This is a genomic window from Belnapia sp. AC561 (genome assembly GCF_979252845.1).
Genome location: NZ_CEEDBP010000005.1, coordinates 78,454 through 101,463, shown reverse-complemented (window position 1 = coordinate 101,463; position 23,010 = coordinate 78,454). Strand labels below are relative to the sequence as shown.

Sequence of the window (23,010 nt, the reverse complement as noted above, 5' to 3'; positions counted from 1 at the left end):
GCTGTTGTGCCGCCGCAGGCGGAGGGTGGATGATGCGGCTCGGGGATGAACGCGAAAGCGGCAATATCGAAGATCGGCGCGGCAGCGGCGGCGGTGGCGGCGGCCGTGGCGGCCTCCCCATCGGGATCGCCGGCGGCGGGATCGGCACCGTGGTGCTGGTGCTGGTGGCGCTCTTCTTCGGGGTGGATCCCTCGGTGATCCTCTCGGGCGGCGGCGGCGAGCCGCAGCAGCAGGGCCCCGTGGTGCAGCAGCAGGGCGCGCCGCCCGATGCGGCTCAGGATGCCAACCGCCGCTTCGTCGCCCAGGTGCTGGCGACGACCGAGGATGTCTGGACCGACACCTTCCGCCGCGCCGGCAATACCTACCGGCCGCCCAACCTCGTGCTCTATACGGGCGGCACCCAGTCGGCCTGCGGCTTCGCCCAGACCGCGACCGGCCCCTTCTATTGCCCGGGCGACCAGAAGGTCTACCTCGACCTCGGCTTCTTCCGCGACATGGAGCGCAAGCTGAACGCGCCCGGCGATTTCGCCCGCGCCTATGTGATCGCACATGAGATCGGCCACCACGTGCAGAACCAGATCGGCACCCTGCGCCGGGTGGAGACCGAGCGGCGCGGCCTGGACGAGCGCGAATCCAATGCGCTGCAGGTCCGCGTCGAGCTGCAGGCGGACTGCTTCGCCGGCGTCTGGGCCAATCGCACCCAGCAGCAGCGCCCGGTGCTCGAGCAGGGCGATATCGAGGAAGGCATCAATGCCGCGGCGGCGGTCGGCGACGACCGGCTGCAGCGTCAGGCGCGCGGCACGGTGGTGCCGGAAAGCTTCACCCATGGCAGCTCCGCCCAGCGGGTGCGCTGGTTCCGCCGCGGGCTCGAGGCCGGCGATCCGCGCCAGTGTGACACTTTCGCGGGCGAGCCCTGAGCCTCGTCGGCGGTCGCATCGCCGTTAGCTGAATGACGGCAGCGGAACGCCTGGCGAGGAAGGCCGTTAGGTCCACGTACGGCATGCAGCGCGCATGCCACGAACAGCACACGGGAAGCAGCAAGAATGCAAAGCACGATCCGAAGCCTGGCCATTCTCGGCGCCGTTCTTGCCGTTCCGGCCTATGCGCAGGTCGCGCCTAGCCAGCCGAACCGCACGACGACCGCGCCGGCCGTGACGGCACCCGATAGCCGCACCGGCACCACCACGATGCCGCCGCGCGCCGAGAGCACGCCGCCGGCGGCCACCATCGACAACGGCACCCGCACCAGCGCAGCGCCGGTTGCCGGCGCCAATAGCTTCACCGAAGCCCAGGCGAAGAATCGCATCGAAGCCGCAGGCTTCACCGGCGTCGACCAGCTCTCGAAGGACGACCAGGGCATCTGGCGTGGCCGCGCTCAGCGCAATGGCCAGCAGGTTTCCGTGTCGCTCGACTATCAGGGCAACGTTTCGACCCGCTGAGCTGCGCCGCATCGAACAGGAGTGACATTCATGGCCAATCGTACCATCGCACGGCTTTTCGAGAGCTATTCGGACGCGACCGCCGCTGTCCGCGACCTCGAGGCCGCCGGCTTCAAGCATGACGACGTCAGCCTGCTGGCGCGCGGCAACGAAACCGCTTCGACCACCGATGCCACCGGCACCACCACGACCGGCACCGAGGCGGATGCCGCGACCGGCGGCGGCACGGGTGCCACGCTCGGCACGCTGGTCGGCGGCGGCGCCGGCCTGCTCGCCGGCATCGGCGCCCTGGCCATTCCCGGCATCGGCCCGATCGTCGCCGCGGGCTGGCTCGTCGCCGCCCTGACCGGCGCCGGCGTCGGCGCCGCGGCGGGTGGCCTGCTGGGTGCACTCACCCAGGCCGGCATCGGCGAGGAGCAGGCCGAGGTCTATGCCGAGGGCGTCCGCCGCGGCGGCAACCTCGTCACCGTCCGCACCGACGACAGCCGCGTGGCGGAGGCCGAGGCGATCATGCAGCGGCACAATGCCGAGGCGCATGACTCCAGCACCGGCCGTTGGGGCGAGAGCGGCTGGGAGCGCCACGACGCTACCACCACCTCGGGCCTCGGCATGGGCACCGCGGCCGGCGTCGGCGCGGGGACCGGTTTCGGCAGCGCGACGGGTATCGGCACGCCGGATGGCACGCCGGGCAATCCGCCGGGCACCATGGCCTCGCGTGGCTTCGACAAGGTCGCCGGCACCAATGTCAGCGGCGCGCATCCGGAGAACGAGCGGACCGACCTGCGTCCGGACGGCACGCCGGGCAATCCGCCGGGCACCAAGCTGTCGCGCGGCATCGATGAGGTCGCCGGCACCAATGTCAGCGGCGCCCATCCGGAGAACGAGGTGAACCCGAACCGCAACCCGAACCCCGCGCGGTAAGGGTCGGGTTCAGGACCGGGCCGGTCGCGCGATAACCGCGACCGGCCCACCACCATCCGGGCCCTGGTGCTCGGCACCGCCGCTGACGAAAAGATCCGTCCGGCCGACCGCCCCGGCGATGACACCGCCGACCAGCGCCCGTGCATGGCGCGTGGCATTGATGTCGCTATCGTCCAGCATGATGTGCCGGCGCCCGCGGATCTGCCCGCCGGATGACGGTTCCGCCTTGGCCAGCACGGCGATGAGCCGATCGGCGGCATGGGCGCAAACCTGGCCATCCTCGGTCGGCAATCCGGCCAGCCGCAGCGCCCGATGCACCGCCGGCAGGTCGATCGCATCCTGCATCACCGCATGCGCGATCCGCAGGTCACCGGCCCAGGCCTTTGAGTTCCCCAATACGATGATCTCGTTCCGCGTCAGCTCGACGCCGGCCGAGGCGCTCGCCCGGCCGGAGAATTTCGACCAGTCCGCGCCGATATCGGTGTCCTGAACATCGCCGAACTCACCCAGCGCCTGCGCCACGCCGAGCGCCGAGGCGCCCCGCGAGAGGCCCATCGAGACATAGGTATCCTCCGTCGCCACCGCGGCGCCGCGCGCTCTGGCCTCGGCCATGCGCTCGCTGGTCAGCAGCGGGCATTTCACCTGGACGTAGTGGACTTCCGTCGGGTCGGTGATGCCGGCCTCCGCCATGGCCGCCCGCACCGCCGCGGCCGTCGCCGTCACCTGGGCCATCCGGCCGATCTCCTCCGGCGCGAAATCACCAGTGAAGGCGGTGCCGATCGCCAGCGCGCCGCCCGGCGCCGGCACCTCGCCCGCTTCCACCGCCAGCACCAGGAAATGCGGCGACAGCCCGCCTTCCGTCCCGCCCGACATGACCAGGGCGATCCGTGCCTGGACCGCCTCGGCACGGCTGCCGAGCCGCCGCGCCAGCATCTGCGACAGCGCCTGCACCGCATAGGCGCGGGTGAAGTCGTTCACGCAGCCATTGCCCTCGGTCTTGCCGAGAATGGCGACCACCGCACCCGGGTCCAGGGTGCCGGCATCGAACAGGGCCTCGATGGCGCTGGTATCGCCCGGGTGGCGCATCGGCACGCGATGCACCGCGGCGCGGCGAGGGTTCGGCATGAAGGGGGCTCTCCGGCGGCTGGTTTCGGTGGCACCATACCGGGACGCAGGAGGCTTGGCATGTACACCACCATCGAGCGGCCCGAGGCCGGCTACCGCTTCATCCCCGCCGTCTTCCAGTATTCCGGCGGCGTCGCCGCGCTGCCGGGCTGGCGCCTTGAACGCGCCCGCTTCGCCGAGCCGGTGGCGCTGGACGAGGGCTTCAACCGCATCGCCGCGCATCTCGGCACGCTGGGCCTGCCGCTGACCGCCTTCTGCGCCTGCGAGCTGCGCTCCCCCGCACCCTTCACCGAGGATGGCTTCCGCACATTCAACCAGGCCTATGCCGCGGTGCTGGAGGACTGGGGCGTGCTGGTCGACGGCAAGAACCCGGTGGCCCGCAGCAACGTCTGCCCCGAGATCGCACCGCCCGGCACGCCCAGCTTCCACGCCTTCAGCTATGCCGTCCCCGATGCCGGCGCCGCCCCCAGCTTCGTCGTCGCCGGCAGCGGCGAGAGCGTGGAGGGGAAGGGCACCTATGCCGAGAATACCATCGCCTTCCGCGACCTGACCCCCGCCGGCATCCGCACCAAGGCGCAATACGTCCTCGGCGAGATGGAGCGGCGCATGACGGCGCTCGGTGCCGACTGGTCGAGGACCACGGCCGTGCAGGTCTATACCGTGCACGACATCCACCCCTTCCTGGGCGACGAACTGGTGGCCTGCGGCGCCGCCCGCCACGGCGTCACCTGGCAGCATTGCCGCCCGCCGGTGGTGGACCTGGAATACGAGATGGACTGCCGCGGCCTGCCGCTGGAGCGGGTGCTGCCCGCCTAGGCCGCCGCCGCCCAGCCCCGGGCGCCACGGCCGGCCACCGCGCCCACCAGCAGCAGCGCCGGGCCGCCGGTCACCCAGGCCGGCGCCTCGGCGGTGATGCTCTCCAGCGTGCCGCGCAGCACCCGCTGCCGGTCGGTCCCGCCGCGCTCCACCACCGCGGCGGGCGTGGCGGGGTCCAGGCCCTCGGCCACCAGCGCGTTCCGCAGCGGGCCCAGCGTGGCGATGCCCATGTAGATCGCCAGGGTCTGCCCCGGCCGCACCAGCCCGGCCACGTCCACCCCACCGTCGCGCCGGTGGCCGGTGACGAAGGTGACGGCCCGGGCGCAATCCCGGTGGGTCAGCGGGATGCCCGCCCCGGCGGCGCAGGCCAGCGCCGCGGTGACGCCGGGCACCACCTCGCAGGCGATGCCGGCCGCGGCCAGCGCCTCCGCCTCCTCGCCGCCGCGGCCGAAGACCAGGGGGTCGCCGCCCTTCAGCCGCACCACCCGCTTGCCCTCCCGCGCCAGGCGGACCAGCAGCGTGTTGATATCCGCCTGCGGCACGCAGTGGTTGGCCCGGGCCTTGCCGACGAAGATCCGCTCGGCGTCGCGCCGGGCCATGCCCAGCACCGCCTCGGTGCCGAGCCGGTCGTGCACGATGACATCCGCCTCGCCCAGCAACCGCAGCGCCCGGAGCGTCAGCAGGTCCGGCGCGCCCGGCCCGGCGCCGACCAGGTGCACCACGCCCTGCGGCGCCGCCTCGGCCGTCTCCAAAGCCGCGGCGAAGGCGGCATCGGCCTCCGCCTCCCGCCCCGCCAGGGCGAGGTCGGCCGGCGGGCCGCCGAGCACGCCATCGAGGAAGCGCCGCCGCGCCGCGAGGTCCGGCAGCCGCCGCCGCACCGCCGACTTGAACCGCTCCGCCAGCGCCGCGACCCGGCCCAGGCCCGGCGGCAGCACCGCCTCGATCCTCTGCCGGATCATCCGCGCCAGCACCGGTGCCGCGCCGTCGGTCGAGACCGCGATGGTCACCGGCGCCCGGTCGATGATCGCCGGCATCAGCGCGGTGCAGAGGGCCGGGCGGTCCACCACGTTCACCGGCACCCCGCGCGCCCGGCAGGCCGCCGCCAGGGCCTGCAACTCGGCCTCCGGCGCATCGGCGCCGATGGCGAAGGCGCAGCCCTCCAGCAGGTCCGGGGCGAAGGCCGCGGCGAAGCGCACCGCGGCCCCGGCCTCCCGCACCGCTGCCGCCTTGCGCTCCGCCACCTCCCCCGTGCCCAGCACCAGCACCGGCCGGCCCTGGAGGTCGAGGAAGATGGGAAAATGCTGCATCAGGCGGGTTCCGGGATTCGCTGCGCCACAAGTAGTGCGGCGATCTCCGGCTTGCAGGACCCGCAGCCGGTCCCGGCCCGCGTCGCCGCGCCGACCTGGGCCAGGGTCCGGGCCCCGGCGGCGATGGCCTGACAAATACTGGCGCTGCCGACCCCATGGCAGACGCAGATGGTGGGGGAGGGGACCGGGCCATCCGCCGGCGCCCCGGCCAGCAGCGCCCGGCGGGCGGCGGCGCCGATGGTCGCCTCGGCAAACAGACCGACCAGCCAGTCCCGCGCCGGCAGCGCCGGGTCCGGGCCGAGCACGATGCAGGCCAGCAGCCGGCCCTCCCGCAGCAGCGCGGCGCGGTGCAGCCCGGCGGCGGGGTCCTCGAGCAGCACCCAGGCCGCCTCCGGCTCCGCCACCAAGGTGCGCAGCCGGGCGAAGGCCTCGGCCGGGGCCTCCCCGCCGGCCAGCTCGTGCCGCCAGACGCCGGCGGCGGCGGGCAGCAACGCGGTCCAGGCCGCCAATTCGGTGCCGAGGGAGCGCCGGGCCAGGACGAAGCCGTGCCAGGCCATCGGCACCGGAAGCAGCCGCACCGGGGTATGCTTCAGCTCGGGCTGGCCGCTGATCGGATCGACCGCCGGATTGACCGCGGCGTTGATCCGCGCCGCCGGGGCGAAGCGGTCGGTCCAGTGCATCGGCACGAAGACGCTTCCCGCGGCGATGGCGGGGTCGTGCCGCAGCCGCAGCACCGCGCTGCCCCAGGCGGTTTCCACCCGGACGAGGCTGCCATCCACCAGCCCGGCCGCATCGGCCGGGTTGAGGCTGGCCAGCGGTTCTGGGCTATGCGCCATCAGCCTCGGCACCGCACCGGTGCGGGTCATGGTGTGCCACTGGTCGCGCAGCCGCCCGGTCAGCAGCCGCAGCGGAAAGGCCGGGGAGGCGGCATGGGCCGGGGCCCGGAAGGGCGTGGCGACGAAGCGGGCCGGCGGCGTGAGGCGCCCTCCCGTCTCGCCCGGCCGCGCCACCGGCCAGCGGGTCGGCGCCAGGGCGCCATAGGCCGCATCGCTCAGGCCCGAGAGGCCGGAAATATCGAAGGCCCGCGCCGCCGGCCGCGCCAGGCCGGTGACGGCGGCATGCTCCCGGAAGATCGCCGCCGGCCCGTCCCAGGCGAAGGCCTCGCCCCAGCCGAGCCGGCCGGCGACCTGGGCGACGATCCACCAGTCCGGCCGCGCCTCGCCCGGCGCCGGGCGGAAGCGGCGCTGGCGGCTGATCACCCGCTCCGAATTGGTCACCGTCCCATCCTTCTCGCCCCAGCCGAGCGCCGGCAGGCGGATCCGGGCGAGGTCGACGGTATCCGAGTCCCGGCTGCAATCCGAGGCGACGAGGCAGGGCACCCGCCGCATCGCCGCCCGCACCGCATCCGAGTCCGGCAGCGAGACCGCCGGGTTGGTCGCCATGACCCAGAGCGCGCCGATCTTGCCGGCCCCGGCCGCCTGGAACAGCTCCACCGCCTTCAGCCCCGGGCCGGTGGCGAGGTTGGGCGCCTGCCAGAAGCCGCGCAGCGCCGCGACCTCCGCCGGCCGGTCCCAGTCGAGGTGCCCGGCCAGGGTCGTCGCCAGGGCGCCGACCTCCCGCCCGCCCATGGCATTGGGCTGGCCGGTGACGCTGAAGGGGCCGGCACCGGGCTGGCCGATGCTGCCGGTCAGCAGGTGGCAGTTGATGATCGCATTGGCCTTGTCGGTGCCGCTGCTGGACTGGTTGGTGCCCTGGCTGAACAGGGTGACCGTGCGCGGCGTGGTGGCGAACCAGCCGTAGAAACGCGCCAGCAGTGCCGGGTCGAGGCCCGTCTCGCCCCCCGTTGCCGCCAGCGCCGCCTCCAGCCCCGGCGCGGTGCTGCGATGGCCATCGGCGTGCAGCCAGGCCAGCAACCCGCCGAAGAGCGCGACATCGCTGCCCGGCGCCAAGGGCAGATGCAGGTCGGCGCCTTCGCAGGTCGCGGTGCGGCGGGGGTCGACCACCACCACCCGCATTCCCGGCCGCGCGACCCGCGCCGCCTGCAGCCGCTGGAACAGCACCGGATGGCACCAGGCGAGGTTGCTGCCGACCAGCACGACGAGGTCGGCGAGCTCCAGGTCCTCGTAGATGCCGGGGACGATGTCCTCGCCGAAGGCGCGCTTGTGCCCGGCCACGGCACTGGCCATGCAGAGCCGCGAATTGCTGTCGATGTTGCCGGTGCCGAGGAAGCCCTTGGCCAGCTTGTTGGCGGCGAAGTAGTCCTCGGTCAGCAACTGGCCGGAGACGTAGAGTGCGACGCCGGCCGGGCCATGCTCGGCCAGCGCAAGGCGGAAGCCCTCCGCCACCGCATCCAGCGCCGCATCCCAGCTCGCCCGCCTGCCATCCACCTCCGGGTGCAGCAGCCGCCCCGGCTGGTTCAAGGTCTCGCCCAGTGCCGTGCCCTTGCTGCAGAGCCGGCCGCGATTGGCCGGATGCTCCGGGTCGCCGCGCACCGCACCGCCCGGCGAAACCAATACGCCGCAGCCGACGCCGCAATAGGGGCAGGTGCTGCGGGTCTCGGCCATCAGTAGACGTCCCGCTGGTAGCGATGCTGCCGGGCCAGCGCCACGATCCAGTCGCGCGCCTGGTCGGCATTCATGCCGCCCTGCTGCATGGCGATGCCGCGCAGCGCCGCATCCACGTCCTTCGCCATACGGGAGGCATCGCCGCAGACATAGACATGCGCGCCATCCTGCAGCCAGCGCCAGAGGTCGCCGGCTTCCTCCTGCATGCGGTCCTGGACATAGATCTTCTTCGCCCCGTCGCGCGACCAGGCGAGCGAGAGCTTCGTCAACGCGCCCTCTTTCTGCCAGGCCGTCAACTCGTCGCCGAACAGGAAATCGGTCGCCCCGCGCTGGTCGCCGAAGAACAGCCAGGACCGGCCGCGGGCACCGGTCGCCACCCGGTGCTGCAGGAAGGCGCGGAAGGGCGCGATGCCGGTCCCGGGACCCACCATGATGACCGGCGTCTCAGGATCGGCGGGCAGGCGGAAGTGGCTGGTCTGCACATAGGCGCGCAGCGGCAGCCCCGGCGCGGCGCGGAAGCCGAGGTGGCAGGAGGCGACTCCATCCCGCACCCGCCCACGCCGCTCGGCCCGCACCACGCCGACGCAGAGCTCCACCTGCCCCGGCACCGCGAGCGGCGAGGAGGCGATGGAATAGAGCCGCGGCTTCAGCGCCGGCAGCGAGGCGATCAGGTCGGCGACGGGCGGCCGGGCCGAGGGAAAGGCCGTCAGCAGGTCCAGCAGGTCGGCCTCCTTCGGCTCGGCATCGTCGTCGCCGTCCGAGAGCTTGCGCAGCATCGCCGCCTCGCGCGGGGTCTTCGCCGCACCGGCCAGAAGATCCGTGGTGCGGTCGAGCGGCCGGGCGATGTCCTTCTCCGCCGCCAGCACCGGTCGCAGCGCCGCATCGGCGCCGAGCGCGGCCAGGACCGCATCGACCAGCGCCGGGTCGTTCTCGACGATGACGCCGAGCGAATCGCCGGGCTGATAGGTCATGCCGCTGCCGGCAAGGTCCAGCACCACCTGCCGCACATCCTTGGCCGAGCCCGCCCCGGTCAGCCGCTTCGCCGCGAGGAAGCCGACCGTCTCGCCCACCGGGCCGGCGGGCCTGGCCACCGGGGCCGGCGCCGCCGCGGGCGCCGCCTCGGCCAGCAGCGCCTTCAGCGCCTTGCTGGTCGGCTTGCCGCCGGGCACGCAGAGCCCGGCCGAGGTCTCGGCGCCGGAGGCCAGCGCTTCCGCATAGGTCTGGCAGACATAGCCGCATTGGCCGCAATCGAGCTGGGCCATGGCCGCCATCAGCCTGCGCGGGCGTGGCGCGGCCGCCGCGAGGCTCAGGCGCTCCTCCAGCTCCAGCGCCGGGTCGTGCCAGGGGAAATCTTCCGCCACCGGCGCGGCGGCGGGCGCGGCATCGCCCGGCGCACCGGCACCGCCATAGAGCCCGGCGAGGAAGCCGTTCAGCCAGGCCCGCTGCGCCGGGCTGAAGGGTGCGCTGTCGGGGATCAGCGGCACCGGGGCGGGGCCGGGGATCGGCGAGATGGCGTTCATGCGTCCTCCAGGACCCTGAGGCCGGCCAGCGCCGCGTCGGACTGGCGTGCCGACCAGAGGTGGAAGGTATCGTCCGGTCCGCTGCGCCCGGTCATCCAGGCCTGCAGCAGGCCCAGCACCACCGGCCCCAGCTCATCCTGCGCCACGCCCTTGCGGACCAGCCGGCCGATCTTCTGCTCGGGACCGGCGCCACCGCCGACATGCAGGTCGTAGCCCTCGACCATGTCCTCGCCGCGTTCCACCTTGGCGCCGAGCAACCCGATATCGGCGATGTAGTGCTGCGCGCAGGAGTGGTGGCAACCGGTCAGGTGGATGTTGACCGGCGCATCCAACGCGATATGCGCCTCGAGGAAATCGGCCAGCGCCGCGCCATGCTGCTTGGTGTGGCTGGCGGCGAATTTGCAGCCCGCCGCGCCGGTGCAGGCGACCAGCCCGCCGCGGATCGCGCTCGCCGCCCAGCCCAGGCCGAGCGCCGCGATGGCCGCCTGCGCCGCCGGCACCTGCGCCTCGGGGATGTCCGACAAAAGCAGGTTCTGCCACACGGTCAGCCGGATGGTGCCGCTGCCGAAATCCTGCGCCACATCGGCAAGGCCGCGCAGCTGCGCCACCGTCAGCCGGCCCATGGGCGTGGTCACGCCGATGTAGCGGAGCCCCGGCTGCTTCTGCGCATGCACGCCGACATGGCCATGCTTGGCCGGCGCCCGTGCCGCACCCAGCACCGGCAGCCGCGCCAGCCTGCGGCCGAGCCGCGCCTCGACGGCCTCCAGGAAGCCCTCCACCCCCATCCGGTCCAGCACGTATTTCAGCCGCGCCTTGGCCCGGTCGGTGCGGTCGCCCTCGGCGATGAAGACGCGGAGGATGGCGTCGCAGACCGCGACCACCTCCGCCTCCGCCACCACCACGCCGGTCTCCCGCGCGAAATCCCGATGGCCGGTGATGCCGCCGAGGTTCAGCCGGAAGCGGATGCCCTCCGCCGTCTCGACCGCGGCCAGGGCGATGTCGTTGGTCTCCTCCAGCACCTCGACCGCGCCGCCGCCATTCACGGAAATATTGAACTTGCGCGGCAGGCCGAAGAGGTCCCGCGTGTTGAGGATATGGTGGTGCAGCGCGCGGACCAGCGGCCGGGTATCCACCAGCTCCGCCGCATCGATGCCAGCGGTCGGGCTGGCCGTGATGTTGCGGATGTTGTCGGCCCCGGTGCCGCGCGGCAGCAGCCCGATCTCGCCGAGCCGCATCACCACCTCAGGCCCCTTGTCGGCCGGGATCTCGCGGTACTGCAGATTGGCGCGCGTGGTCACATCGGCATAGCCGCCGGCACAGTCCGCGGCGATATCGGCGACGCCGCGCAACTGCCAGGCATTCAGGATGCCGCCCGGAATCCGCAGCCGGCACATGAAGCTGTTCTGCACCGGGCCGACGAAGAACAGCCCGTGGAAGCGGCCGACGAAATCATCGATCGGCTTGGGGAACTTCCCCTCCGCTGCACGCGCCGTCAGCTCGTCCCAGCGGTCGAGCGGGTGCTTGTCGCGCTTGGCCTGCTCCTGCGGCACCAGCTTGCCGCCGGCGGCGAGCGTGCGGTCCTGCGCCGCGCGCAGCGCATCGGCCGGCGCACCTCCGCTGCCGGCGGCCGGCGTCAGCGCCCCGCGCCGCGCCTCGACCCCGGCCATGAAGCCCTTCAGGTATTCCTGCTGCTCCGGGTTGAAACCATCATCCGGCATCACGCCGCCTCCCGCACGAAGGCCGGGCCGAAGGGCAGCACCGACCGGAACCCCGCCACGCTGCGGCGCGAGGTGATGAGATCGAGGTAGAATCCGGCATCCGCCGTATCGCCATACAACACGGCACCGACGAGCCGGCCGTCGCGCAGCGAGAGCCGCCGGTAGCGCTCCTCCGCATCGTCGTGCAGCACGATGCAATCATCGCCCGCAGTGGCGATCTCGCCGGCCGACCAGACCGCAGTGCCGGAGACCTTCAGCGCCGCCGCATCGGCGCGCGGCGCCCAGGCGCAGACCTCCCCGGCGATGGCCCGGGCGGCGATCTCCGCCTGCTCCAGCGCCGGGGCGACCAAGCCGATGGTGCGGCCCTGATGCTCGGCGCATTCGCCGATGGCGTAGATGGCCGGATCCTCGGTGCGCATCGCGTCATCCACCGTGACGGCGCGGCCGACCGGCAACCCGGCCTCCCGCGCCAAGGCCACGCTCGGCCGGATGCCGACTGCCATGACCACGAGGTTGGCCGGCACCAGGCGCCCATCCGAAAGCGTCACCCCTGTCGCCCGGGCCTCGCCCGCGACGCCCATGGTGCTGGCCGGCATGGCGAAGCGGATGCCGCGCAGGCCGAGCCGCTGGGTCAGCAGCGCGCCCGCCGCCGGATCGAGCTGCCGCTCCATCGGCCAGCCGACGGCATGCACCACCGTCACCTTCATGCCCCGCGCCGCCAGCCCGACGGCGGCTTCCAGCCCCAGCAACCCGCCGCCGATCACCACGGCCGCGCCGCCCCCGGCCGCGGCCCGCAGCATCGCCCGCACGTCGTCCATGTCCCGGTAGAGCACCACGCCCGGCAGCGTCGCCCCCGGCAGCGGCAGTCGGATCGCCGAGGACCCGGTCGCCAGCACCAGCCGGTCATAGCCCAGCCGCTCGCCCCGCGCCGTCACCGCCGCGCCCGCGGCACGGTCGATGGCGGCGATCGGCGTCGCCGGGCGGTAGGCGATCCCCAGCCCGCGCAGCATCGCCAGCGGATGGGTGATCAGCCCCTCGACGGTCGCATCGCCGGCCAGCAGCTTCGAGAGCGCCACCCGGTCATAGGGCAGCGCCGCCTCCGCCCCGGCCAGGGTTATGGCCGATCCCGGCAGCCGTTCCGCCAGCCGGACCGCGCCGCGGGTGCCGGCCGGGCCGGCGCCGATGACGAGGATGCGCATGGCGTCGCTCAGGCCGCCGCCAGCGCCGGGTTGGTATGCCGGGCATGGAGGAATTCCAGCACCGCCGTCCGCGCCGCGACGAAGCGCGGGTCGGCCGCCAGCGCCAGCCGGTCGCGCGGCCGCGGCAGGTCGACCTCCAGGATCTCACCCACCCGCGCATTCGGCCCATTGGTCAGCATGACGATTCGGTCGGAGAGCAGCACCGCCTCGTCCACGTCATGGGTGATCATCACCACGGTGGTGCCGAGGCTGGCATGGATCGCCATCACCTGGTCCTGCAGATGCGCCCGCGTCAACGCATCCAACGCGCCGAAGGGCTCGTCCAGCAGCAGCACCTTCGGCTTCATCGAGAGCGCCCGGGCGATGCCGATGCGCTGCTTCATCCCCCCGGAGATCTCGTTCGGCCGCTTGTCCTTCGCCGTCGTCATTCGCACCAGCGCCAGGTTCTCCAGCACCCAGTCGTGCCGCTCGGCGCGCGACATCGCCTTGGACAGCGTCTGGTCCACCGCCAGCTTGACGTTCTCGTAGCAGGTGAGCCAGGGCAGCAAGCTGTGGTTCTGGAAGACCACGGCGCGGTCCGGCCCCGGCCCGTCGATCTCGCGGCCTTCCAGCACCACGCCGCCGGCGGTCGCCGGCAGCAGCCCAGCGATGACGTTCAGCAGGGTGGACTTGCCGCAGCCGCTATGGCCGATGACGGCGACGTACTCGCCGCGGGCGATCTGCAGGTCGATCTCCCGCAGCACCGGGACCGGCGCCTTGGGGAAGGCGACGGAGAGCTGGGAGATCTCGAGGAAGCGTTCCATCGTCATGCTCTCCCTTACGAAGCCGAGGTGCCGCGGGTGGCGAAGCGGCCGGCGAGCGCCACGATCCGGTCCAGCGCGAAGCCGACCAGACCGACATAGGTGAGCGCCACGATGATGTCGGAGAGGTTGGAGCTGTTCCAGGCATCCCAGATGAAGAAGCCGATGCCGACGCCGCCGATCAGCATCTCGGCGGCGATGATCGCCAGCCACGAAAGCCCAATGCCGATCTTGAGCCCGGTGAAGATGTAGGGCGCCGCCGCCGGCAGCACGATCTTCCAGAAGAAGGCGGGGCCGCGGAGGCGGATGACGGCGGCGACGTTGCGATAGTCCTGCGGCACGTTCCTGACGCCGACGGCAGTGTTGATGATGATCGGCCAGATCGAGGTGATGAAGATCACGAAGATCGCGCTCGGCTGCGCCTCCCGGAAGGCGGCGAGCGCCAGCGGCAGCCAGGCCAGCGGCGGCACCGTCCGCAGCACCTGGAAGATCGGGTCAAGCCCGCGCATGGCGAAGTCGGAGGTCCCGACCAGCAGCCCGAGCAGGATGCCGGCGACGGCGGCCAGCGCGAAGCCCAGCGCCACCCGCTGCAGGCTGGCCAGCAGGTGCCAGAACAGCCCCTTGTCCAGCCCGCCGCGGTCGTAGAAGGGGTCCACGATCAGGTCCCGCGCATCGGCCCAGACCTTGGTCGGCGGCGGCAGCGTGGCATTCGGCCCGCTGGCGAGGAACTGCCAGGCGGCGATCAGCACCGCCAGCACCAGCAGCGGCGGCAGCACCTGGGCGATGATGGGCCGGATGCGGGAGACCTTCGGCATCGCCGCGAAGACCGGGGTGGAGACGACCGGCGCGATGGCCGCCGGCTTGCTGGCCTGGATGTTCATGCTTAGGCCCCCGCGAGCTTCTTGATGGACAGCGAGGCGAGATAGGCCGCCGGGCTCTCGGGATCGAAGACCTTGCCGTCGAAGAAGGTCTCCCGGCCGCGGCTGGTCCCGGTGGGGGTCTCGCTAGCCGGCACGCCCGCCCGCTCGGCCGCGGCGCGCCAGATCGCCTGGCGGTTCACCTGCGCCACCAGCGCCTTGGTATCGGTCGCCTCCGGCAGCACGCCCCAGCGGATATCCTCGGTCAGGAACCAGAGGTCATGGCTCTGGAAGGGGTAGCTGGCATGGTCGCGCCAGAACTTCATCAGCAGCGGGCTGCCTTCGACCTTGCGGCCGTCGCCGTAGTCGATGTTGCCCAGGCTGCGGTTGAGGATATCCGCGACCGGCACGTTGAACCAGGCGCGGCGGCCGATGATGGCGCACATCTCCGCCTTGTTCGCCGGCTCGTCGCACCAGCGTGCTGCCTCGATCACCGCGGCGGTCAGGGCCACCGCCGCATTCGGGTGCCTCTCCACCCATTCGGCCCGCATGCCGAGCGATTTCTCCGGATGGTCGCGCCACAACTCGCCCGTGGTCAGCGCGGAATAGCCGAGCTTCTGGTTGACCAGCTGGTCGTTCCAGGGCTCGCCGACGCAGAAGGCATCCATGGTGCCGACCTTCATGTTCGCCACCATCTGCGGCGGCGGTACGACGATGGTCTGCACGTCCTTGTCCGGGTCGATCCCGCCGGCCGCCAGCCAGTAGCGCAGCCACAGGTCATGGGTGCCGCCGCGGAAGGTCATGGCGACCTTGCTGTCCTGGTTCAGCGCCTTCTTCAGCGGCGAAGCATCCAGCCGGGCGCCGAGCGCCTTGTGCTTCTCGGCGACCGAGATCGCCTGGCCATTGGTGTTCAGCCGCGCCAGGATCGCCATCGGCACCGGCTGGTTGTTTTGGGTGATGCGCCCCGCCGTCATCAGATAGGGCATCGGCGTCAGGATATGCGCGCCGTCGATCCCGCCCCGCTCGCCGCCCAGCACCAGGTTGTCCCGCGTAGCGCCCCAGCTCGCCTGCTTCGAGACCTCCACATCGGGCATGCCGTGCCTGGCGAAGAAGCCCTTCTCCTTGGCGATGATCAGCGGGCTGGCATCGGTCAGCGCGATATAGCCGAGCGTCGCCTTCCGCACCTCCGGCGTGGTCGTGCCCTGCGCGAAGGCGCCGCGCGGCGTGGCGGCGCGGGCGGCGGCGAGGATCGCCGCGGTGGCGGCGATGGCATGGCGGCGGGTCAGGCTCATCGGCTGGGCTCCTGGGAATCGGGCGAGGATGGCGGCGGGGAGGGGGCGGGCGGTTCGGCCTCGCGCAGCCGGGTCGCGGCGGCGCGCCAGATGTCCTGCCGCCAAGCGGCGAGGGCGGTGCTGTCGCTGATCTCGGCCGGCATGTGGCCCCAGCGGCGCATCTGCCGCAGCCACCAGGCAGCCTGCTCGCGCCGCGGCAGGGTGGCGTTGTGGAAGCGCAGCGGCGCCGCCAGCGGCAACCCCTCCGCCATGCCGGCGAAGGCGGCGGCGATCTCGGTGCGGTCCAGCCGGGGGAAGGCGCGGCGGCGGAGGATGTTCACCGCCTCGGCCTGGTTGCCCGTCTCATCCAGCCAGCGGGCGGCGGCGATGACGGCGGCGGTGCAGGCGGTGGCGCTCTCGGGATCGCCCTGTGCCTGCTCGGCCGTGAAGCACAGCACCTTCTCCGGATGGTTCGGCCAGATGTCGCCGGAGGACAGGGCGATCCGCCCGGCCCCCAGGGCGGCGGCATGGCTGCCCCAGGGCTCCCCGGCGCAGAAGCCGTCGATCGCCCCGTCCAGCAGCCGCTGCGCCACCATCGGCGGCGGCACCACGGTCAGCCGCAGGTCACGGTCCGGGTCCAGCCCGCCCGCGGCAAGCCAGTGCCGCAGAAGGTAGTTGTGCGAGGAGAAGGGGAAGACCACCGCCAGGGTCAGCGGCCGGCGGCCCTGCTGGGCGCGGCGGCGGACCACGGCTGCGAAGGCGGCGGCGGCCAGCGGCGGCTTGAAGCGGCCGACCTCCTGCATCAGCGCATTCGAGAGGGTGATGGTATTGCCATTGGCGCCGAGCCCGGCGGCGACCGTGACCTGCGCCTTCACCCCGCCCAGCCCGGCAGCGAGCGCGATCGGCATCGGCCCCAGCAGATGCGCCGCATCCAGCGCGCCGAAGGCCAGCTTGTCGCGGATCGCGGCCCAGGAGGCCTCGGCCGAAAGCTGCACCCGCAGGCCGACCGCATCGAACAGGCCGAGTTCCTGCGCGACGAGCAGCGGCGCCGCATCCGTCAGGGGCACGAAGCCCAGGCGCAGAGTGCGCAGGACCGGGCGTCGCAGGCCGGCGCGGGCGGGGGCTTCCGTGTCCAGAGGCAAGGCGGCGGTCCTCCGGCCTGAAGAGGCCAGGTGCGGACCGCCATTGGGCCGCGGGATGCAGGGCAGGCGGGAACTCCGGAGGTCCGGAGCGATGCACCTCGTTGCGCATCAACCCGATGCGGCTATGCACCATGGACGACCGAGGAGCGTCAAGTAGAATTGCGAGGAAATTGTGCAAATGGTTTGAATGGGCACAAGAATGTCTATTTCAAAAGCCTATAGCCTAATTGATATCCACTATCGCCGCGGCGACCGCGGCGATCCTTTGCCCCCGGTCCATCGCCATCCGCCGCAGCCGCCGATAGGCCTCCGGCTCGGTCAGCCGGTGCCGCGCCATCAGCAGCGCCTTGGCCTGGTCCACCAGCTTCCGCTCCGCCAACCCCTGCCGCGCCTCGGCCAACTCCTCCCGCAGCGCCTGGTGGGCGCGGAAGCGCCGGATGGCGATCTCGATCACCGGCCGCACCCGCGCGGGGGCCATGCCCTCCACCACATAGGCGGCGACGCCGGCGGCCAGCGCCGCCTCGATCTGCTCCGGCTCGGCCTTCTCGGCAAACAGCACCACCGGGCGGGGCTCGTCCCGGTGCAGGGCCCGCATGCCCTCCAGCTCATCGCGGGAGGGATCGTCGAGGCCGCAGACGATCACCTCCGCCCGGGTATCGCGGACATGCCGGGTCAGCTCCTCCGTCCCGGCCGCGATCGCCACCACGGTGCAACCGGTCGCGGTCAGCCCCGCCTGCACGGCGGCGGCGCGGTCCGGGTCACTGTCCACCAGCAAGACGCGCAGCGGAATGCTCCTGCCCCTGGGATCGCGGGGCAGGGGCCCCGATGCCGATCCGTTGCATACGACAGGCGGTCCCGAAGCACGGATCGTGCCGCGAGACGGTTGCCCGCGGCCGGCGCCTGCGGCAGGCTCGGCGGGGAGGAGATGTCATGCAGAAGCGGATCGGGCGGCGCCCGCTGCTGGCGGCCCTGGCGGCGCCGGCGGTGGCCCAGGCCCAACCTCATGGCGACACCTGGCCCCAGCGCCCGGTGCGCATCATCGTCCCCTTCACCCCGGGCGGCAGCAACGATGCCATGGCCCGCCCGCTGTGTGAGCAACTGCACGCCCGCTTCGGCCAGCCCTTCATCGTCGAGAACCGGCCCGGCGCCGGCAGTGCGGTGGGGGTCGGCCTGCTCGCCCAGAGCCCGCCGGATGGCTATACCCTGCTGGTCACCACCTCCTCCATCGCCGCCATCGGCCCGGTCCAGGGCACCGGCTTCAACCCGGCCGCGGAGCTGGATGCGGTGGCCCTGCTGGCGAAATCGCCGCTGGTGGTGCTGACCCCGCCCCATTCCCCGATCGACAGCATCGAGGCCCTGGTCCGCGCCGATCGCGCCCAGCCGGGCCTGCTGCACTACGCCAGCTCCGGCCCCGGCAGCACGACCCATATCGTCGCGGAGCTGTTCAACCTCCGCGCCGGGACCCGCCTGCAGCACGTCCCCTATCGCGGCACCGCCGGGGCGCTGACCGACCTGGTCGCCGGCCGGGTCGACGTGATGTTCACGACCATCGCCAGCGCCGCCGGCCAGATCAAGGGCGGGCTGCTGCGCGTCATCGCCTATACCGGGGAGGAGCGGCCGCCCGGGACGCCCGCGGCGCCGACCGTCCGCGCCGCCGGAATCGACTACGAAAGCGGCATCTGGTGGGGCCTCTTTGCCCCGCGCGGCCTGCCGCCCGCCCTGCGCGCGACGCTGAATGCCGCGACCAATGCCGCCCTGGGCAATGCCGGCTTCGCCCGCTACCTGGCGGGCGAGGGCGCCATCCCGGCCCCGCTGCCGCCCGAGGGCTTCGCCGCCTATCTGCGCGCCGAGGTCGATGCCATGCGCGAGGTGGTCGCCGCCGCCCGCATCCGCGCCGACTGACCCGGCCGCACCCCAAGCTTGACCTGGGCCTGCCGCCGCCCAGTATGGGGCGAGGCAGGCGGAGGTGACATGAGCGGCATTCTGGTCATCGGCGGCGGGATCGGCGGGCTGACCCTGGCGCTGTGCCTGCACCGCAACGGCATCCCCTGCCGGGTGGTCGAGGCGGCGGCGGAGATCAGGCCGCTCGGCGTCGGGGTGAATATCCTGCCCCATGCCGCCGCCGAGATGGCCCGGCTCAGCCTCGATGCCGACCTGTTGCGCTATTGCATCCAGACCGACGAGGCGAATTTCTTCAACCGCTTCGGCCAGCTCGTCCACCGCGAGCCGCTCGGCCGCGCCGCCGGCTATGCCCATCCGCAGATGTCCATCCACCGCGCCGACCTGCACCGGGTGCTGCTGAACGCCGCCCGCGACCGGCTGGGCGAGGCGGCCATCCTGCTCGACCACCGGGTCGCGCGGGTGGAGCAGGACGAGGATGGCGTGACCATCCACTTCACCCCGGACAGCAAGGGCGCCACGCCGGAGCCGCTACGCGGCGCGGCCGCCATCGGCAGCGACGGCATCAATTCCGCCCTCCGCAGGCAGCTCTACCCGCATGAGGGCGACCCGAAATACACCGGCTACAACATGTGGCGCGGCGTGACCCGCTGGCCGCCCATCCTGACCGGCGCCAGCATGACCCGCGCCGGCTGGCTGAAGAACGGCAAGATGGTGATCTACCCGATCCGCCCGGACGTCGATGAGGAAGGCCGCTGCCTGCTGAACTGGGTCTTCGAGGTGGAGACCGCCACCCATCGTTCCCGCCGCGACTGGAACCGCCCCGGCGACGTGGAGGATTTCATCCCCCATGTCCGGGACTGGGTGTTCGACTGGCTGGATGTCCCGGCCATGGTCCGTGCCTCCGAGGTCGTGCTGGAATTCCCCATGGTGGACCAGGATCCGCTGCCGCGCTGGACCTTCGGCCGCCTCACCCTGCTGGGCGATGCGGCGCATCCCATGGTGCCGCGTGGCTCGAACGGCGCCGGGCAATCCATCCTCGACGCGCGCTGCCTGGCGGACCTGCTGGCGAAGCACGGCGACGACCCGGAAGCCGCGCTGAAGGCCTACGAGGCCGAGCGCCTGCCGGCGACCACCGCCGTGGTCCTGGCCAACCGCCGGACCCCGCCGGACGTCATCCTGCGCGAAGTCTATGAACGCACCGGCGACCGGCCCTTCGACCGCATCGAGGACGTCATGTCGACCGAGGAAATGCTGGCCATCACCAGCGGGTACAAGCGCGTCGCCGGCTACGACCTGGCGACGCTGGCCGCCCGCCCGAACTGAGGACACCCCGATGGAAAACACCGAACAGATCTGGCGCCTGATCGACGCCAAGAAGCCCGACTTCGAGGCATTGTCCGACCGCATCTGGCACATGCCCGAACTCGCCTATACCGAGACGCGTTCCTGCGCCGAGCATACCGCCATGCTGCAGCAGCAGGGCTTCCGGGTGACCGAGCAGGTCGCCGGCATCCCGACCGCCGTCATGGGCGAGGCGGGGGAGGGCGGTCCCGTCATCGCCATCCTCGGCGAATACGACGCGCTGCCGGGCCTCAGCCAGGAAGCCGGCGTCGCCGAGCCGCGGCCGCTGCCCGGCCCCGGCTTCGGCCATGGCTGCGGCCATAACCTGCTGGGCTCCGCCTCGCTGCTGGCGGCGACGGCGGTGAAGGACTACCTGGCGGAGCACAAGATCCCCGGCCGCGTCCGCTACTACGGCTGCCCGGCCGAGGAAGGCGGCGCCGCCAAGGGCTTCATGGTCCGCGACGGCGCCTTCTCCGATGTGGACATCGCCATCTCCTGGCACCCCGCCGCCTTCGCCGCGGTGCAGGAAGCGATCAGCCTCGCCAATACCCGCATCGACTTCTCCTTCGTCGGCCGTGCCTCGCACGCCGCCGCCGCGCCGCATCTCGGCCGTTCCGCGCTGGATGCGGTGGAGCTGATGAATGTCGGCGTGAACTACATGCGGGAGCACATGCCCTCCGACGCCCGCATCCACTACGCCTATCTCGATGCCGGCGGCGTCGCGCCGAACGTGGTGCAGCCGACCGCCAAGGTCCGCTACCTCATCCGCGCCCGTGACCTGGTCGAACTCAAGCGCCTCATCGAGCGGGTCCGCAAGATCGCCGATGGCGCCGCGCTGATGACCGAGACCAAGGTCGAGGCGCAGATCGTCTCCGGCGTCTCCAACCTGATGGGCAACCTGCCGCTCGAGCGCGCCATGCAGGCGAATTTCGACCGCCTCGGCCCGCCGCCCTTCGACGATGCCGACCGCGCCAAGGCCGCCGAATTCCAGGCGACCCTGACCGAGGAGGATGTCACCGCCTCCTGGCGCCGCATCGGCCTGCCGGTGCGCAAGGGCGTGACCCTCTGCGACGTGGTCGTGCCGCTCGAGGTGCGCGGCGCGCCGATGATGGGCTCGACCGATGTCGGCGACGTGAGCTGGGTGGTGCCCACGGTGCAGGCCCGCGGCGCGGTCTATGCCATCGGCACGCCGGGCCATTCCTGGCAGCTCACCGGCCAGGGCATGCTGCCCGCCGCGCACAAGGGCATGGTGCATGTGGCCAAGGTGATGGCCGGCACCGCCGTCGACGCCATCCTGAACCCCGCGATCATCGAGACCGCCAAGGCCGACCTCGCCGAGCGCACCGCCGGCAATCCCTATACGCCGGTGCTCTCGCCCGACGTGCAGCCGCCCTTCGACATGTCGAAGGCCACCGCCTGATGCCGCGCCTCGATGAGACGGCGTCCGGCGTCTATGTCATCGCGCCGACGCCCTTCACCGAGGGGGGCGCGCTGGATCTCGCAAGCACCGACCGCATGGTCGATGCCTATCTGGCGGCGGGGGCCAGCGGCCTGACCATCCTCGGCATCATGGGCGAGGCGCCGAAGCTGGATGCGGCCGAGGCGCTGGCCTTCACCGGCCAGGTGCTGAAGCGCGTGGCGGGGCGGGTGCCGGTGGTGGTCGGCGTCTCCTCGCCCGGCTTCGCCAGCATGAAGGCGCTGGCCCGCGGCGCGATGGAGGCGGGTGCGGCCGGGGTGATGATCGCCCCGCCGCCCGGCCTGCGCGGCGACGATGCCGTGGTGGCCTATATCGCCCAGGCGGCCGAGGCGGTCGGCGAGGCGCCCTACGTCCTGCAGGACTATCCCCAGGCGACCGGCATCTTCATGTCGGCCGAGATGATCCGCCGCATGGCCGAGGACCCGCGGCTGGTGATGCTGAAGGCGGAGGACAACCCCGGCCTCGACAAGCTCACCGCCCTCCGCCGGATGACGGCGGAAGGGCGGATGCGCCGCATCGCCATCCTCGGCGGCAACGGCGGGCAATTCCTGGTCGAGGAATTGCAGCGCGGCGCCGATGGCATCATGACCGGCTATGCGGTGCCGGAGATGCTGGACCGGGTCTGCCGCCTGGTCGCGGCCGGCGACCATGCCGCGGCGCATGACCTCTTCGACCTGCACCTGCCGCTGATCCGCTACGAGCTGCAACCGGTGCTGGGCCTCGCCGTCCGCAAGCATGTGCTGGCCCGCCGCGGCATCATCGCCAGCGCCGCGCTGCGCGCCCCGGGGCCGAAGCTGACGCCGGAGACCCGGGCGGAGGTGGATGCGCTCTACGACCGCCTCGCCGCCCGCGATCCCGTGCTCAGTCGCTGAAATCCGGCGGCGGGTCGTCGAGGCCCGCCGGCGGCATCGCCAGCGGATCGCGCTCCAGCAGCCGCGCGTCGTTCTCCGCCACCTTGTTCACCCGCGGGCTGACCGGCCAGGCCAGCACCTGCTCCGGCGGGCAGGGCCGCAGCAGCGCGAGCAGCGCCGAAGGCTCCGCCGGCACCTCGCCCAGCCACAGGGGCCAGGCCTCGCGCGGCAGGATCATCGGCATGCGGTGATGCATGGCCGAGAGCTTCTCGTTCGCCTCGCCGGTGACGATGGTGCAGGTCCGCATGATGCTGCCATCCGGCGCCCGCCAGCCTTCCCACAACCCGGCGAGCGCCATGGGCTCGCCGCCTGCGAGGCAGATGGCGAAGGGCTGCTTCGACTTGCCCTCGGTGCGCCATTCGTAGAAGCCATCGGCGGTCACCAGGCAGCGCCGCTTGCGGAAGGCCTCGCGGAAGGAGGGCTTCTCGGTGATCCCCTCCGACCGCGCATTGATCATCTTGCTGCCCACGGCGGGGTCGCTCGCCCAGCGCGGCACCAGCCCCCAGCGCAGCGGGTCGAGGTGCCGCGCCCCGGTCTCCGGATGCCGCCGCACCACCAGCGCATCCTGGGTCGGCGCCCGGTTCCAGCTCGGCGGCGTATTCGGCACCGGGTTGGTCGTCTCGAAATAGCGCGCGACCGAGGCGGTCCCGCGTTGCTGGAAATAGCGTCCGCACATGCACCCATCCTATACCAGCCGGAC

Annotated in this window: 20 protein-coding genes; 8 read left to right on the top strand and 12 right to left on the bottom strand. The window is 72.4% G+C overall.

Annotated features, from left to right (window positions below; translation table 11 throughout):
- The first annotated feature begins 29 nt into the window (after window positions 1-29).
- From ypfJ to AC0IW9_RS05925, 3 genes are all read left to right on the top strand, one after another.
- The gene (gene ypfJ / locus AC0IW9_RS05935) at window positions 30-917 is read left to right on the top strand and encodes a KPN_02809 family neutral zinc metallopeptidase (RefSeq protein WP_471647288.1); all 888 of its coding nucleotides are present in this window, start codon (window positions 30-32) and stop codon (window positions 915-917) included.
- Window positions 918-1,043: 126 nt separating this feature from the next.
- On the top strand, window positions 1,044-1,439 hold the full coding sequence (locus AC0IW9_RS05930) for a hypothetical protein (protein ID WP_471647287.1): 396 nt from the start codon (window positions 1,044-1,046) through the stop codon (window positions 1,437-1,439).
- 30 nt (window positions 1,440-1,469) lie between these two features.
- Window positions 1,470-2,360 (top strand): general stress protein, encoded by an 891-nt coding sequence (locus AC0IW9_RS05925; RefSeq protein WP_471647286.1) that lies wholly within the window; start codon window positions 1,470-1,472, stop codon window positions 2,358-2,360.
- Between the two features lie 9 nt (window positions 2,361-2,369).
- On the opposite strand, the gene atzD is transcribed toward AC0IW9_RS05925, so the two are convergent.
- Window positions 2,370-3,485, bottom strand: coding sequence for a cyanuric acid amidohydrolase (gene atzD, locus AC0IW9_RS05920; protein ID WP_471647285.1), 1,116 nt, complete (start codon window positions 3,483-3,485; stop codon window positions 2,370-2,372).
- Between the two features lie 60 nt (window positions 3,486-3,545).
- Here atzD and cnbZ point away from each other — a divergent pair, with 60 nt between their 5' ends.
- Window positions 3,546-4,301, top strand: a complete 756-nt coding sequence (gene cnbZ / locus AC0IW9_RS05915) for a 2-amino-5-chloromuconate deaminase CnbZ (RefSeq protein WP_471647284.1) — start codon at window positions 3,546-3,548, stop codon at window positions 4,299-4,301.
- Here the strand turns inward: cnbZ and cysG are convergent.
- From cysG to AC0IW9_RS05865, 10 genes are all read right to left on the bottom strand, one after another.
- Window positions 4,298-5,608 (bottom strand): siroheme synthase CysG, encoded by a 1,311-nt coding sequence (gene cysG / locus AC0IW9_RS05910; RefSeq protein WP_471647283.1) that lies wholly within the window; start codon window positions 5,606-5,608, stop codon window positions 4,298-4,300. The genes cnbZ and cysG overlap by 4 nt on opposite strands.
- Window positions 5,608-8,172, bottom strand: a complete 2,565-nt coding sequence (locus AC0IW9_RS05905; RefSeq protein WP_471647282.1) for a nitrate reductase — start codon at window positions 8,170-8,172, stop codon at window positions 5,608-5,610. The genes cysG and AC0IW9_RS05905 overlap by 1 nt, the downstream gene beginning before the upstream one ends.
- Window positions 8,172-9,692 (bottom strand): sulfite reductase subunit alpha, encoded by a 1,521-nt coding sequence (locus AC0IW9_RS05900; RefSeq protein WP_471647281.1) that lies wholly within the window; start codon window positions 9,690-9,692, stop codon window positions 8,172-8,174. Before AC0IW9_RS05900 ends, AC0IW9_RS05905 begins: the two co-directional genes overlap by 1 nt.
- The gene (locus AC0IW9_RS05895; RefSeq protein ID WP_471647280.1) at window positions 9,689-11,410 is read right to left on the bottom strand and encodes a NirA family protein; all 1,722 of its coding nucleotides are present in this window, start codon (window positions 11,408-11,410) and stop codon (window positions 9,689-9,691) included. Before AC0IW9_RS05895 ends, AC0IW9_RS05900 begins: the two co-directional genes overlap by 4 nt.
- Window positions 11,410-12,609: an NAD(P)/FAD-dependent oxidoreductase gene (locus AC0IW9_RS05890; RefSeq protein WP_471647279.1), complete on the bottom strand. Its 1,200-nt coding sequence runs from the start codon at window positions 12,607-12,609 to the stop codon at window positions 11,410-11,412. The genes AC0IW9_RS05895 and AC0IW9_RS05890 overlap by 1 nt, the downstream gene beginning before the upstream one ends.
- A gap of 8 nt (window positions 12,610-12,617) precedes the next feature.
- Entirely contained in the window at window positions 12,618-13,412 is a 795-nt protein-coding gene (locus AC0IW9_RS05885; protein WP_471647278.1) for an ABC transporter ATP-binding protein, read from the bottom strand.
- A 14-nt stretch (window positions 13,413-13,426) separates the two neighbouring features.
- Window positions 13,427-14,290: a nitrate ABC transporter permease gene (ntrB, locus tag AC0IW9_RS05880; protein ID WP_471647277.1), complete on the bottom strand. Its 864-nt coding sequence runs from the start codon at window positions 14,288-14,290 to the stop codon at window positions 13,427-13,429.
- A gap of 2 nt (window positions 14,291-14,292) precedes the next feature.
- Complete coding sequence (locus AC0IW9_RS05875) at window positions 14,293-15,558, bottom strand: CmpA/NrtA family ABC transporter substrate-binding protein (RefSeq protein WP_471647276.1); 1,266 nt, start codon at window positions 15,556-15,558, stop codon at window positions 14,293-14,295.
- On the bottom strand, window positions 15,555-16,679 hold the full coding sequence (locus tag AC0IW9_RS05870; protein ID WP_471647275.1) for a CmpA/NrtA family ABC transporter substrate-binding protein: 1,125 nt from the start codon (window positions 16,677-16,679) through the stop codon (window positions 15,555-15,557). Before AC0IW9_RS05870 ends, AC0IW9_RS05875 begins: the two co-directional genes overlap by 4 nt.
- Window positions 16,680-16,902: 223 nt before the next feature.
- Window positions 16,903-17,448, bottom strand: a complete 546-nt coding sequence (locus AC0IW9_RS05865) for an ANTAR domain-containing response regulator (RefSeq protein ID WP_471647418.1) — start codon at window positions 17,446-17,448, stop codon at window positions 16,903-16,905.
- A 161-nt stretch (window positions 17,449-17,609) separates the two neighbouring features.
- On the opposite strand from AC0IW9_RS05865, the gene AC0IW9_RS05860 reads away from it, so the two are divergent.
- The 4 genes from AC0IW9_RS05860 (at window position 17,610) to AC0IW9_RS05845 (ending at window position 22,271) form a co-directional block, all read left to right on the top strand.
- The gene (locus AC0IW9_RS05860; RefSeq protein ID WP_471647274.1) at window positions 17,610-18,581 is read left to right on the top strand and encodes a Bug family tripartite tricarboxylate transporter substrate binding protein; all 972 of its coding nucleotides are present in this window, start codon (window positions 17,610-17,612) and stop codon (window positions 18,579-18,581) included.
- 69 nt (window positions 18,582-18,650) lie between these two features.
- Window positions 18,651-19,904, top strand: a complete 1,254-nt coding sequence (locus AC0IW9_RS05855) for a flavin-dependent oxidoreductase (RefSeq protein ID WP_471647273.1) — start codon at window positions 18,651-18,653, stop codon at window positions 19,902-19,904.
- 10 nt (window positions 19,905-19,914) lie between these two features.
- Window positions 19,915-21,342 (top strand): M20 family metallopeptidase, encoded by a 1,428-nt coding sequence (locus AC0IW9_RS05850; RefSeq protein WP_471647272.1) that lies wholly within the window; start codon window positions 19,915-19,917, stop codon window positions 21,340-21,342.
- Window positions 21,342-22,271, top strand: a complete 930-nt coding sequence (locus tag AC0IW9_RS05845; protein WP_471647271.1) for a dihydrodipicolinate synthase family protein — start codon at window positions 21,342-21,344, stop codon at window positions 22,269-22,271. The genes AC0IW9_RS05850 and AC0IW9_RS05845 overlap by 1 nt, the downstream gene beginning before the upstream one ends.
- Here the strand turns inward: AC0IW9_RS05845 and AC0IW9_RS05840 are convergent.
- Complete coding sequence (locus AC0IW9_RS05840; RefSeq protein ID WP_471647270.1) at window positions 22,261-22,986, bottom strand: SOS response-associated peptidase; 726 nt, start codon at window positions 22,984-22,986, stop codon at window positions 22,261-22,263. The two genes, AC0IW9_RS05845 and AC0IW9_RS05840, sit on opposite strands and share 11 nt — an antisense overlap.
- Between the last annotated feature and the right edge of the window lie 24 nt (window positions 22,987-23,010).

What these genes read in the sequence shown, in the direction of transcription:
- ypfJ (WP_471647288.1), top strand. Translation starts at nt 30, where the DNA reads ATGATGCGGCTCGGGGATGAACGCGAAAGCGGCAATATCGAAGATCGG.
- AC0IW9_RS05930 (WP_471647287.1), top strand. Translation starts at nt 1,044, where the DNA reads ATGCAAAGCACGATCCGAAGCCTGGCCATTCTCGGCGCCGTTCTTGCC.
- AC0IW9_RS05925 (WP_471647286.1), top strand. Translation starts at nt 1,470, where the DNA reads ATGGCCAATCGTACCATCGCACGGCTTTTCGAGAGCTATTCGGACGCG.
- atzD (WP_471647285.1), bottom strand. Translation starts at nt 3,485, where the DNA reads ATGCCGAACCCTCGCCGCGCCGCGGTGCATCGCGTGCCGATGCGCCAC.
- cnbZ (WP_471647284.1), top strand. Translation starts at nt 3,546, where the DNA reads ATGTACACCACCATCGAGCGGCCCGAGGCCGGCTACCGCTTCATCCCC.
- cysG (WP_471647283.1), bottom strand. Translation starts at nt 5,608, where the DNA reads ATGCAGCATTTTCCCATCTTCCTCGACCTCCAGGGCCGGCCGGTGCTG.
- AC0IW9_RS05905 (WP_471647282.1), bottom strand. Translation starts at nt 8,172, where the DNA reads ATGGCCGAGACCCGCAGCACCTGCCCCTATTGCGGCGTCGGCTGCGGC.
- AC0IW9_RS05900 (WP_471647281.1), bottom strand. Translation starts at nt 9,692, where the DNA reads ATGAACGCCATCTCGCCGATCCCCGGCCCCGCCCCGGTGCCGCTGATC.
- AC0IW9_RS05895 (WP_471647280.1), bottom strand. Translation starts at nt 11,410, where the DNA reads ATGCCGGATGATGGTTTCAACCCGGAGCAGCAGGAATACCTGAAGGGC.
- AC0IW9_RS05890 (WP_471647279.1), bottom strand. Translation starts at nt 12,609, where the DNA reads ATGCGCATCCTCGTCATCGGCGCCGGCCCGGCCGGCACCCGCGGCGCG.
- AC0IW9_RS05885 (WP_471647278.1), bottom strand. Translation starts at nt 13,412, where the DNA reads ATGGAACGCTTCCTCGAGATCTCCCAGCTCTCCGTCGCCTTCCCCAAG.
- ntrB (WP_471647277.1), bottom strand. Translation starts at nt 14,290, where the DNA reads ATGAACATCCAGGCCAGCAAGCCGGCGGCCATCGCGCCGGTCGTCTCC.
- AC0IW9_RS05875 (WP_471647276.1), bottom strand. Translation starts at nt 15,558, where the DNA reads ATGAGCCTGACCCGCCGCCATGCCATCGCCGCCACCGCGGCGATCCTC.
- AC0IW9_RS05860 (WP_471647274.1), top strand. Translation starts at nt 17,610, where the DNA reads ATGCAGAAGCGGATCGGGCGGCGCCCGCTGCTGGCGGCCCTGGCGGCG.
- AC0IW9_RS05855 (WP_471647273.1), top strand. Translation starts at nt 18,651, where the DNA reads ATGAGCGGCATTCTGGTCATCGGCGGCGGGATCGGCGGGCTGACCCTG.
- AC0IW9_RS05850 (WP_471647272.1), top strand. Translation starts at nt 19,915, where the DNA reads ATGGAAAACACCGAACAGATCTGGCGCCTGATCGACGCCAAGAAGCCC.
- AC0IW9_RS05845 (WP_471647271.1), top strand. Translation starts at nt 21,342, where the DNA reads ATGCCGCGCCTCGATGAGACGGCGTCCGGCGTCTATGTCATCGCGCCG.
- AC0IW9_RS05840 (WP_471647270.1), bottom strand. Translation starts at nt 22,986, where the DNA reads ATGTGCGGACGCTATTTCCAGCAACGCGGGACCGCCTCGGTCGCGCGC.